At 59.8% G+C, this 11,152-nt stretch carries 8 protein-coding genes and 2 tRNA genes; 5 read left to right on the forward strand and 5 right to left on the reverse strand.

Annotated features, from left to right (window positions below; translation table 11 throughout):
- Window positions 1-112: 112 nt before the first annotated feature.
- Entirely contained in the window at window positions 113-1,636 is a 1,524-nt protein-coding gene (locus tag QRN61_RS09280) for a nucleobase:cation symporter-2 family protein (RefSeq protein ID WP_285373644.1), read from the forward strand.
- A 186-nt stretch (window positions 1,637-1,822) separates the two neighbouring features.
- On the opposite strand, the gene QRN61_RS09285 is transcribed toward QRN61_RS09280, so the two are convergent.
- Window positions 1,823-1,898 (reverse strand) — tRNA-Asn (locus tag QRN61_RS09285).
- 228 nt (window positions 1,899-2,126) lie between these two features.
- Between QRN61_RS09285 and QRN61_RS09290 the strand changes: the two genes are divergently transcribed.
- Window positions 2,127-2,357, forward strand: coding sequence for a hypothetical protein (locus QRN61_RS09290; protein ID WP_285373645.1), 231 nt, complete (start codon window positions 2,127-2,129; stop codon window positions 2,355-2,357).
- On the opposite strand, the gene QRN61_RS09295 is transcribed toward QRN61_RS09290, so the two are convergent.
- A complete protein-coding gene (locus QRN61_RS09295) occupies window positions 2,354-2,554 on the reverse strand; it encodes a hypothetical protein (protein ID WP_097088650.1) in 201 nt (66 codons plus the stop codon). The two genes, QRN61_RS09290 and QRN61_RS09295, sit on opposite strands and share 4 nt — an antisense overlap.
- A 220-nt stretch (window positions 2,555-2,774) precedes the next feature.
- Complete coding sequence (locus QRN61_RS09300; protein ID WP_027611521.1) at window positions 2,775-3,971, reverse strand: amino acid aminotransferase; 1,197 nt, start codon at window positions 3,969-3,971, stop codon at window positions 2,775-2,777.
- A gap of 337 nt (window positions 3,972-4,308) precedes the next feature.
- On the opposite strand from QRN61_RS09300, the gene uvrB reads away from it, so the two are divergent.
- Window positions 4,309-6,324, forward strand: coding sequence for an excinuclease ABC subunit UvrB (gene uvrB / locus QRN61_RS09305; protein ID WP_007969222.1), 2,016 nt, complete (start codon window positions 4,309-4,311; stop codon window positions 6,322-6,324).
- Between the two features lie 114 nt (window positions 6,325-6,438).
- Here the strand turns inward: uvrB and QRN61_RS09310 are convergent, their stop codons facing one another.
- Both QRN61_RS09310 and QRN61_RS09315 read right to left on the reverse strand, forming a co-directional pair.
- A complete protein-coding gene (locus QRN61_RS09310) occupies window positions 6,439-7,989 on the reverse strand; it encodes an MDR family MFS transporter (protein ID WP_414888486.1) in 1,551 nt (516 codons plus the stop codon).
- A complete protein-coding gene (locus tag QRN61_RS09315) occupies window positions 7,979-9,028 on the reverse strand; it encodes an HlyD family secretion protein (RefSeq protein ID WP_027611523.1) in 1,050 nt (349 codons plus the stop codon). The genes QRN61_RS09310 and QRN61_RS09315 overlap by 11 nt, the downstream gene beginning before the upstream one ends.
- A 229-nt stretch (window positions 9,029-9,257) precedes the next feature.
- Here QRN61_RS09315 and gltX point away from each other — a divergent pair, with 229 nt between their 5' ends.
- Both gltX and QRN61_RS09325 read left to right on the forward strand, forming a co-directional pair.
- A complete protein-coding gene (gltX, locus tag QRN61_RS09320) occupies window positions 9,258-10,739 on the forward strand; it encodes a glutamate--tRNA ligase (RefSeq protein ID WP_285373646.1) in 1,482 nt (493 codons plus the stop codon).
- 203 nt (window positions 10,740-10,942) lie between these two features.
- Window positions 10,943-11,018, forward strand: a tRNA-Ala gene (locus QRN61_RS09325).
- Window positions 11,019-11,152: the final 134 nt, after the last annotated feature.

Raw genomic sequence — 11,152 nt, forward strand, 5'->3', positions numbered from 1 at the left:
TTGGGTGGCTACCTATCCATTATGTGACTGATAAGTTGTATACAACTCTATGGACATTTGTCCAGAGTATTGAATACAGTGTGCGCATAACAAAAACCAGGGAACCCCCCACATGAAAACGCCCCATGTTTCACACCAACGGCCCGAGGACGAAAATCTCGGGGTCGGCGCGAATATGGCTTACGGCCTGCAACATGTTCTGACCATGTACGGCGGTATCGTTGCGGTGCCACTGATCATCGGCCAGGCGGCCGGGCTGTCGCCGGCGGACATTGGTCTGTTGATTGCTGCTTCATTGTTTGCGGGGGGGCTGGCGACACTGCTGCAAACCCTGGGTCTACCGTTTTTTGGCTGTCAGTTGCCGCTGGTGCAGGGCGTGTCGTTCTCCGGTGTGGCTACCATGGTCGCGATCGTCAGCAGTGGCGGGGAGGGCGGCTTTCAGTCGGTGCTGGGGGCGGTGATTGCCGCATCGTTGATCGGCTTGCTGATCACCCCGGTGTTCTCGCGAATCACCAAGTTTTTCCCTCCACTGGTCACCGGCATCGTGATCACCACCATTGGCCTGACGCTGATGCCGGTGGCTGCGCGCTGGGCCATGGGGGGCAATAGCCACGCGCCGGACTTCGGCAGCATGCAGAACATCGGTCTGGCGGCGGTGACGCTGGTGCTGGTGTTGCTGCTGAGCAAGGTCGGCAGCTCGACCATCTCGCGTCTGTCGATCCTGTTGGCCATGGTGATCGGCACGATTCTGGCGGTGTTCCTCGGCATGGCCGATTTCTCCAGTGTCACCCAAGGGCCGATGTTCGGCTTCCCGACGCCGTTCCATTTCGGCATGCCGACCTTCCACTTCGCCGCGATCCTGTCGATGTGCATCGTGGTCATGGTGACCCTGGTGGAAACCTCGGCGGACATTCTGGCGGTCGGTGAGATCATCGGCACCAAAGTCGATTCCAAACGTCTTGGCAACGGTTTGCGCGCGGACATGCTGTCGAGCATGTTTGCGCCGATCTTCGGTTCGTTCACCCAGAGCGCCTTCGCGCAGAACGTCGGGCTGGTGGCGGTGACCGGGATCAAGAGCCGTTATGTGGTGGCTACCGGGGGCATCTTCCTGGTGATTCTCGGGCTGCTACCGTTCATGGGCCGGGCGATCGCTGCAGTGCCGACTTCGGTGCTGGGCGGCGCCGGTATCGTGCTGTTCGGTACGGTGGCGGCGAGCGGGATTCGCACACTGTCGAAGGTTGATTACCGCAACAACGTCAACCTGATCATCGTCGCCACCTCGATCGGCTTCGGCATGATCCCGATTGCCGCGCCGAACTTCTACGATCATTTCCCGAGCTGGTTCGCGACCATTTTCCACTCGGGCATCAGCTCGTCGGCGATCATGGCGATTGTGCTGAATCTGACCTTCAACCACTTTACCGCCGGCAACTCTGACCAACAGTCGGTGTTTGCCGCCGCAGAAGAGCGCACCCTGCGTTATCGCGACCTGGCGGCGCTGCGTGAAGGCGATTACTTCAGCGACGGCAAGCTGCATGATTGCGATGGCAAGGAAGTGCCGGTGATCGAGCCTGATGAACACGATCATGGGCATGGCGCGCCGAAGATCCAGATGAAGAGCAGCGAGCATGTTTGAGCGCTGAATGGATGAAAGAGGCCGATCTGTTGTGAGACAGATCGGCCTTTTTGGTTTGAAGAGCAAAAGATCGCAGCCTGCGGCAGCTCCTACAGGGGATCGGAGCTGCAGCAGGTTGCGATCTTTTGACTTTTCGAGCGCCCACAAAAAAGCCCCTGAATCTTGCGATTCAGGGGCTTTGCTATTTGGCTCCACAACCTGGACTCGAACCAGGGACCCAATGATTAACAGTCATTTGCTCTACCAACTGAGCTATTGCGGAATTGGTGCGTATGTTACTGATTCAAAAAGAGAAGTCAAGCGTCGGGTGTAAATTTTGTGCGTTCGGCAGGACGGACGGTGTTTTGTCAGCGATTGGCGGTTACCAGAACCGCCTCACAGGTCTACCATGGTTGCCCGGAAGTGGTGACACGCGCTGCCGGCCATTCGCCGAAAAGGTACGCGCCATGACTCGAACCGTTGTTGTTTCCCTTTCACGCGAGGTGCTCGTATGAGCGTCACGCAAATCAGTCTGCCCAAGGGCGTTGGCCCGCACGCCGAGAAACTCTTCGACGCGATCACCCAGGCCAGCACCGCTGAAGAGCTGAACCGTGCTGGCGGCAAGGCCGAAGGGTTCGTGCTCGGTCTGGAAAGCACCAAGGCGATCAAGAGCCAGATCGCCGAATCGCTCTACGTCGCGTATGACGATGCGGGCAGTCAACGGGCGACGGAACTCGCCTAACCGCCGAAGGTGATCGTACCGAGCATCAGTTTGGCGTAAGCGGCGGTGGCGGCCAGTTGCACCAGCCACAGGGCCAGGCCGCCGAGGAAGACGCCCGCTGCGACTTGCAGCACCAGGCTTTTGTCGCGTTTGGCCGGGGTGCGGGGGATGAAGTCATCCAGGTCGTCTCGGTCAGCGCGCAGGTTGTCGTTTTTCATTTGGGTTCTCACAAAATTCCTGGATGTACGAAACCTGTGGGAGCGAGCCTGCTCGCGAATGCTGTCAGCCACCAACAATGGCGACTGACCCACCGCATTCGCGAGCGGGCTCGCTCCCACAATTCAGATTTGTGTGCAGTTTAGAGGGAATGTTGGATTCCTTCGGACAAATAAAAAACGGGAAGCCCCAAGGCTTCCCGTTTTTCATTGCCAGGCGAAATCAGATGACCTGAACGATCGCATCCGTGACCGCTTTGATGTTGCTCTGGTTCAGTGCTGCCACGCAGATGCGGCCGGTGTCCAGGGCGTAGATGCCGAACTCGTTACGCAGACGGTGCACCTGTTCGGTGGTCAGGCCGGAGTAGGAGAACATGCCGCGCTGACGGCCGACGAAGCTGAAGTCACGCTGCGGGGCTTTTTCCGCCAGCAGAGCAACCATCTGCTCGCGCATGCCGCGAATGCGCAGGCGCATTTCTGCCAGTTCGGCTTCCCACTGGGCGCGCAGTTCCGGGCTGTTCAACACAGCGGCGACGATGCTTGCACCGTGGGTCGGCGGGTTGGAGTAGTTGGTACGGATCACACGCTTGACCTGCGACAGCACGCGCGCGCTTTCCTCTTTCGATTCGCTGACGATCGACAGGGCGCCAACGCGCTCGCCGTACAGCGAGAACGACTTGGAGAACGAGCTCGATACGAAGAAAGTCAGGCCCGATTCAGCGAACAGTCGAACAGCCGCGGCGTCTTCGTCGATGCCGTCGCCGAAACCCTGGTAAGCCATGTCGAGGAACGGTACGTGACCTTTGGCCTTGACCACGTCCAGCACGTTTTTCCAGTCGGCCGGGGTCAGATCGACGCCGGTCGGGTTGTGGCAGCAGGCGTGCAGCACAACGATCGAGCCGTTCGGCAGGGCGTTGAGGTCGTCGAGCATGCCGGCACGGTTCACGTCGTGGGTGGCGGCGTCGTAGTAACGGTAGTTCTGCACCGGGAAGCCAGCGGTTTCGAACAGCGCGCGGTGGTTTTCCCAGCTCGGGTCGCTGATCGCCACAACGGCGTTCGGCAGCAGTTGCTTGAGGAAGTCGGCACCGATTTTCAGCGCGCCGGTACCGCCGACCGCCTGAGTGGTGACGATGCGACCGGCAGCGATCAGCGGCGAGTCGTTACCGAACAGCAGCTTTTGCACCGCCTGGTCGTAGGCCGCGATGCCGTCGATCGGCAGGTAGCCACGGGAAGCGTGCTGCGCAGCGCGAATGGTTTCGGCTTCGATCACCGCGCGCAGCAGGGGAATTCGCCCCTCTTCGTTGCAGTAAACACCTACACCCAGGTTGACCTTGGTGGTTCGGGTATCGGCGTTGAATGCTTCGTTGAGGCCCAGGATTGGATCGCGGGGTGCCATTTCGACAGCGGAGAACAGGCTCATTATTACGGCGGCTCTGAATGGAGAGTGGAGGGACGTGTCGCGCTCCAGCCGAATGCACTAGAGCGGTGCACAAACGGGGAGCTAGTATAGAGGCCATCACTGAGCAATGGCGACAGGCGATTCAGCTTTTCAGGCAAGTTTTTCCGATTATTTCTTGACCGTTAGTCGATTGACTCTGTCAGAGACTTTACCGGATGTAGGACGTTTGCCTTGAAAGGCGAGGCAATCGGCTCCACATTGAGCACAATCTTCGTTTTTCCTTGGGCGACAACGGTCGTTTGCGGTCATCCCCGCGGCTCGGCTGTTTTCTGCGCGAGCCGCGATCCCAGAGGTGTGTATGTCCGAATTCCAGCTAGTCACCCGCTTCGAGCCTGCCGGCGATCAGCCAGAAGCGATCCGCCAATTGGTCGAGGGCATCGAAGCCGGGCTGGCGCACCAGACGCTGCTCGGTGTGACCGGCTCGGGCAAGACCTTCAGCATCGCCAACGTCATCTCGCAGGTACAACGCCCGACGCTGGTGCTGGCGCCGAACAAGACCCTCGCCGCGCAATTGTATGGCGAGTTCAAGGCGTTCTTCCCGAACAACGCGGTCGAGTATTTCGTTTCCTACTACGACTACTACCAGCCCGAAGCCTATGTGCCGTCGTCCGACACCTTCATCGAGAAGGACGCGTCGATCAACGACCACATTGAGCAGATGCGTCTGTCCGCGACCAAGGCGTTGCTCGAGCGCAAGGACGCGATCATCGTTACCACGGTGTCGTGCATCTACGGTCTCGGTAGCCCGGAAACCTATCTGAAGATGGTGCTGCACGTCGATCGCGGCGACAAACTCGATCAGCGTGCTTTGCTGCGGCGTCTGGCCGACCTGCAGTACACCCGCAACGACATGGATTTTGCCCGCGCGACTTTCCGCGTGCGCGGCGACGTGATCGATATCTATCCGGCGGAATCCGATCTGGAAGCGATCCGCATCGAACTGTTCGATGACGAGGTCGAGAGCATCTCCGCGTTCGACCCGCTCACCGGCGAAGTCATCCGCAAGATGCCGCGCTTCACCTTCTATCCGAAGAGTCACTACGTGACGCCGCGCGAGACTCTGCTCGACGCCATCGAACACATCAAAGTCGAATTGCAGGAACGTCTCGAATACCTGCGCAGCAACAACAAACTGGTCGAGGCCCAGCGCCTCGAACAGCGCACCCGTTTCGACTTGGAAATGATTCTCGAACTGGGTTACTGCAACGGCATCGAAAACTACTCGCGCTACCTGTCCGGACGTCCGGCCGGTGCCGCGCCGCCGACGCTGTATGACTATCTGCCGGCCGACGCCTTGCTGGTGATCGACGAGTCTCACGTCAGCGTGCCGCAAGTCGGCGCGATGTATAAGGGCGACCGTTCGCGTAAAGAAACCCTGGTGGAATACGGCTTCCGCTTGCCGTCGGCGCTGGACAACCGGCCGATGCGTTTTGACGAGTGGGAAGGAGTGAGCCCGCAGACCATTTTCGTCTCGGCGACGCCGGGCAACTACGAGGCCGAGCATGCCGGGCGCGTGGTCGAGCAAGTGGTGCGTCCGACCGGTCTGGTCGACCCGCAGGTTGAAGTGCGTCCGGCGCTGACTCAGGTTGATGACTTGCTCTCGGAAATCACCAAGCGCGTGGCGGTCGAGGAGCGGGTGCTGGTCACCACGCTGACCAAACGCATGGCCGAAGACCTCACCGATTACCTCGCCGACCACGGCGTGCGCGTGCGTTATCTGCACTCGGACATCGACACCGTCGAGCGGGTCGAGATTATCCGCGACCTGCGTCTGGGTACCTTCGATGTGTTGGTGGGGATCAACCTGCTGCGCGAAGGTCTGGACATGCCGGAAGTGTCGCTGGTGGCGATTCTCGATGCGGACAAGGAGGGCTTCTTGCGTTCCGAGCGCTCGCTGATCCAGACCATCGGCCGGGCCGCGCGGAACCTAAATGGCCGGGCGATTCTCTACGCCGACCGCATCACTGGCTCGATGGAACGGGCGATTGGCGAGACCGAGCGTCGTCGCGACAAGCAGATCGCCTTCAACCTGGAAAACGGCATCACCCCGAAAGGCGTATTCAAGGACGTCGCCGACATCATGGAGGGCGCCACCGTACCTGGCTCGCGCAGCAAGAAGCGCAAGGGCATGGCCAAGGCTGCCGAAGAAAACGCCAAGTACGAAGCCGAACTGCGTTCGCCAAGCGAAATCACCAAACGCATTCGCGCGCTGGAAGAGAAGATGTACCAGTTGGCGCGGGATCTGGAGTTCGAAGCGGCGGCGCAGATGCGCGATGAGATTGCCAAACTGCGTGAGCGGCTTTTGGCGGTTTGATCTTCATCGTCTGACCGGGCCTCTTCGCGAGCAGGCTCGCTCCCACATTGGATCTGTGTCGTTCACAAATCCCCTGTGGGAGCGAGCCTGCTCGCGAATGGCGGCAACGCGGTCTTAATGAGACTCCCCAGCCTTCAGCCCTCGCGGCAATTTCCTGGTCAACAAGATCGCCAGCATGCTGACCCCCAGCGCAATCCCGACAAAGTGAAACGCGTCGTTGTAGGCCATGATCAGCGCCTGCTGATGCACGATCTCACTCAACTTGCCGAGCGCCGCCGTGTCACTGCCAAACCGGTCTGTCATCGACGCCAACCGCTCGGCCACTTGCGGATTGGTCGGCACCACCGCTTCACGCAAATAATCGAAGTAGGTCTTGGTGCGCGCATCCAATAGCGTGGCGAGCAGGGCGATGCCGATCGCGCCGCCGAGGTTGCGCAGGATGTTGAACAGGCTCGATGCCGACCCCGCGTCCTGCGGCAGGATGTACGCGGTGGCGATCAGCGAAATGGTCACCATGATCAGCGGCTGACCCAGCGCCCGGATGATCTGGATCTGATTGAACTGCGGCCCGGCGAAATCCGGGTTGAGCACCCCCGACGAAAAACTCGCCAGCCCGAACAACCCGAAGCCCAGGGTGCACAGCCACTTCGGCGAGACGAATTTCATCAGCTTGGGCACCAGCGGAATCAGGAACAGCTGCGGCACGCCCATCCACATGATCACTTCGCCGATCTGCAGGGCGTTGTAATTCTGGATCTGCGCCAGGTACAGCGGCAGCAGATAGATCGAGCCGTATAAACCGACGCCCATGCCCAGGCTGGAAATGCTCGACAGGCCGAAGTTGCGATTACGCAGGATGCCGAGGTTGATCAGCGGGTTGGGTTTGGAAATCTGCACGATGACGAAGGTAATCAGGCTGAGCAGGGCAATGCTGCCCAAGGTCACGATCAGGTTCGATTCGAGCCAGTCCTTGCGATGGCCCTCTTCAAGAAATACCTGCAAGCATCCGAGGCCGACACCGAGCGTGAGAATCCCGGTGTAGTCGGTGCTTTTCAGCAGTTCCCAGTGCGCTTCCTTCTTCTCCAGCCCGTACATCAGCCCGGCGATCATGATCAGCCCCGGCGGGATGTTGATGTAGAAAATGTATTCCCAGCCCCAGTTTTCCGTGAGCCAGCCGCCCAGTGTCGGGCCGATGGACGGGGCGAAGGTCGCGGTCATGGCGAACATCGCCATGCCTTTGGCGCGATGGTGTTCGGGGAGTTTGATCAGGGTCAGGGTGAACGCCAGCGGGATCAGCGCGCCGCCGGTGAAGCCCTGCATGGCGCGAAAGACGATCATGCTTTCGAGGCTCCAGGCCATCGAACACAGCAAGGACGAAATCAGAAAACCCAGCGACACCCACACCGCCAGGCGCCGTGCCGAGAGCAACTGCACCAGCCACGCGGTCAGCGGGATCATGATGATTTCCGCGACCAGATACGAGGTGGAAATCCACGAGCCTTCTTCCAGCGTCGCCGACAGCGCGCCTTGAATGTCTTTGAGCGAGGAGTTGGTGATCTGAATGTCGAGCACTGCCATGAACGCGCCAAGCATCACGCTCATCACCGCAATCCAGTCCCGCCGGGTCGGTTCGCCAACGGGGCGGATCAGCGAATCACCGGCCATTGTCTGGGGCGTCTTTGATATTCACGGTGGCGGTGACCGACATGCCCGGGCGGATCTTGCCGTGCAGCGGGTTATCGGCCTTGAAGGTCAGTTTTACCGGAATCCGCTGCACGACTTTGGTGAAGTTGCCGGTGGCGTTATCCGGCGGCAGCAGGCTGAACTGCGCACCGGAGGCGGCGAACAGGCTGTCGACTCGCGCTTCGATCGGCGTGTCGCTGTAGGCATCGAAGGTCAGCTCGGCTTTCTGTCCGGGCTGCATGTGGCCGATCTGGGTTTCCTTGAAGTTGGCCTGCACCCAGATGTCTTCGTCCGGGACAATCGACAGCAAATACGCGCCGGCCTGCACCACCTGGCCATTGCGTGCGGCGCGCTGGCCGACCATGCCGCTGATCGGCGCGTGGATTTCGCTGCGGGTCAGGTTGAGCTCGGCTTGCGCCAGATCGGCGCGGGCGTTGGCGATCTGCGCGTCGAGGCGTTTGATCTCGGCCGTCAGTGCGTTGACCTGCTGGCGTTGGCTCTGCGCATCGGCCTGGGCCTTGGCCACTTGCGAGCGGGCGATATGGGCGTCAGCGGAGAGGGTAGTCACTCGTTCTTCGGAAACGTAGCCGGGTTTGCGCAGGGTTTCAGCACGCGATAAATCCATCTGCGAGCGGCCAAGGGTGGCTTGGGTGGTCGCCACCTGCGCGTCGCTGGCGGCGATCAGGCTCGATTGCTGGGTCAATTTGCTTTGTGCCTGCAAACGCTCGGCTTCGCGGGTGGCGAGGGCGGCATTGGCGCGGTCGACCGCGAGGCGGAAATCATTGGGTTCAAGGCGCACCAGCAACTGGCCTTTTTCCACGTGCTGGTTGTCCTGCACCAACACTTCGTCGATGCGTGCGCTCAACTGGCTGGAGACGCGGGTGATCTCGCCCTGGACATAGGCGTTATCGGTGCTTTCATAAAAGCGCCCCTTGAAAAACCAATGGGCGAAGAAGCCCCCGGCAATCAACAGCACCAGGAGCAGGAAAATAAACAGGCGACGCTTGAGTTGGGCAGGCATGAGGCAAACTGTAGTCGAGGAATTGTAAGGAAAGTTATCTGCGGCTGAATCTGGCATACCGCCGATAAACGGTAAATGCCGATGGCTGATATTCGGGCCGTCACCACGGTCTATGGGCGTTACAGACGCAAACTTGGCTTAAATGCCCTGCCCGCTGGAGCGGGGCGGGTGTCGCCTGTTACCATTCGCCGCTTGATTGTTTTGCTTTTCATTCTTTTCGAGACATGCCATGACCACCGTCCGCACTCGCATCGCGCCATCGCCTACCGGGGACCCCCACGTAGGTACCGCTTACATCGCATTGTTCAACTACTGCTTTGCCAAGCAGCATGGCGGTGAGTTCATCCTGCGCATCGAAGACACTGACCAGTTGCGTTCTACCCGCGAGTCCGAACAGCAGATCTTCGACGCCCTGCGCTGGCTGGGGATCGACTGGAGCGAAGGCCCGGACGTCGGCGGCCCGCACGGCCCGTATCGTCAAAGTGAGCGTGGCGATATCTATCAGAAGTATTGCCAGCAACTGGTCGACATGGGCCATGCGTTCCCATGCTTCTGCACCGCAGAAGAACTGGACCAGATGCGCGCCGAACAAATGGCGCGCGGCGAGACCCCGCGCTACGACGGCCGCGCGCTGCTGCTGTCGAAGGAAGAAGTCGCGGCCCGTCTGGCGGCTGGCGAACCACACGTGATCCGCATGAAGGTGCCGACCGAAGGTGTCTGCGTGGTGCCGGATATGCTGCGTGGCGATGTCGAGATCCCGTGGGATCGCATGGACATGCAAGTGCTGATGAAGACCGACGGCCTGCCGACGTACTTCCTCGCCAACGTGGTCGACGACCACCTGATGGGCATCACCCACGTGCTGCGCGGCGAAGAATGGCTGCCATCGGCGCCGAAACTGATTCTGCTTTACGAATATTTCGGCTGGGAACAACCGGAGCTGTGCTACATGCCGCTGCTGCGTAACCCGGACAAGAGCAAGCTGTCCAAGCGCAAGAACCCGACCTCGGTGACCTTCTACGAGCGCATGGGCTTCATGCCCGAAGCGATGCTCAACTACCTCGGTCGCATGGGCTGGTCGATGCCCGACGAACGCGAGAAGTTCTCGCTGCAGGAAATGGTCGACAACTTCGACCTCAAGCGTGTGTCCCTCGGCGGGCCGATCTTCGACATCGAGAAGCTGTCGTGGCTCAACGGCCAGTGGCTGCGAGATCTGCCGGTGGAAGAATTCGCCGCGCGAGTGCAGAAGTGGGCATTCAACGCCGAATACATGATGAAGATCGCGCCGCTGGTGCAGGGGCGTGTGGAAACCTTCAGCCAGGTTGCACCGCTGGGCGGCTTCTTCTTTGCCGGTGGCGTGAACCCGGATGCCAAGCTGTTCGAATCGAAAAAGCTTTCCGGTGATCAGGTGCGTCAGTTGATGCAATTGATCCTGTGGAAGCTGGAAAGCCTGCGTCAGTGGGAGAAGGACAGCATTACCGCAACAATTCAGGCGGTGGTCGAATCCCTCGAACTGAAGCTGCGCGATGCGATGCCGCTGATGTTTGCCGCGATCACCGGGCAGGCGAGTTCGGTGTCGGTGCTCGATGCGATGGAAATCCTCGGTCCGGACCTGACTCGTTTCCGTCTGCGCCAGGCGATTGACCTGCTGGGTGGCGTGTCGAAGAAAGAAAACAAAGAGTGGGAAAAGCTGCTGGGCGCGATTGCTTAAGCACGTCTGACTCTGCGGTAACCGCCGAAGGCCGGGATCGTTTGATTCCGGCCTTCGGCGTTTTTCCCCCGGATTTTCTGGGGGAGGGCGGTAAGTGATTGTTATGCCGACAAAAAACTTTGAAATTTTTCAAAAATAAGTTTGACAGGCTTTCGATACGCCCTTAAGATTCGCCCCGTCCTCAGCGATGACATCAACGATGAGGGGCTATAGCTCAGCTGGGAGAGCGCTTGCATGGCATGCAAGAGGTCGACGGTTCGATCCCGTCTAGCTCCACCAATTTACACTTCGAAGCCTGGCCACACCGGCTCCGAAGCGATCAACACTCAACGTTGATCAGTTGTATAGAAGGGTTTGCGTCCCCTTCGTCTAGTGGCCTAGGACACCGCCCTTTCACGGCGGTAACAGGGGTT

This window comes from Pseudomonas sp. lyk4-TYG-107 (assembly GCF_030209055.1).
Classification (GTDB): domain Bacteria; phylum Pseudomonadota; class Gammaproteobacteria; order Pseudomonadales; family Pseudomonadaceae; genus Aquipseudomonas; species Aquipseudomonas putida_A.

Excerpts from the sequence above, each read along its gene's own strand:
- gltX (WP_285373646.1), top strand. The coding sequence starts at position 9,258 with ATGACCACCGTCCGCACTCGCATCGCGCCATCGCCTACCGGGGACCCC.
- QRN61_RS09315 (WP_027611523.1), bottom strand. The coding sequence starts at position 9,028 with ATGCCTGCCCAACTCAAGCGTCGCCTGTTTATTTTCCTGCTCCTGGTG.
- QRN61_RS09290 (WP_285373645.1), top strand. The coding sequence starts at position 2,127 with ATGAGCGTCACGCAAATCAGTCTGCCCAAGGGCGTTGGCCCGCACGCC.
- QRN61_RS09310 (WP_414888486.1), bottom strand. The coding sequence starts at position 7,989 with ATGGCCGGTGATTCGCTGATCCGCCCCGTTGGCGAACCGACCCGGCGG.
- QRN61_RS09300 (WP_027611521.1), bottom strand. The coding sequence starts at position 3,971 with ATGAGCCTGTTCTCCGCTGTCGAAATGGCACCCCGCGATCCAATCCTG.
- QRN61_RS09295 (WP_097088650.1), bottom strand. The coding sequence starts at position 2,554 with ATGAAAAACGACAACCTGCGCGCTGACCGAGACGACCTGGATGACTTC.
- QRN61_RS09280 (WP_285373644.1), top strand. The coding sequence starts at position 113 with ATGAAAACGCCCCATGTTTCACACCAACGGCCCGAGGACGAAAATCTC.
- uvrB (WP_007969222.1), top strand. The coding sequence starts at position 4,309 with ATGTCCGAATTCCAGCTAGTCACCCGCTTCGAGCCTGCCGGCGATCAG.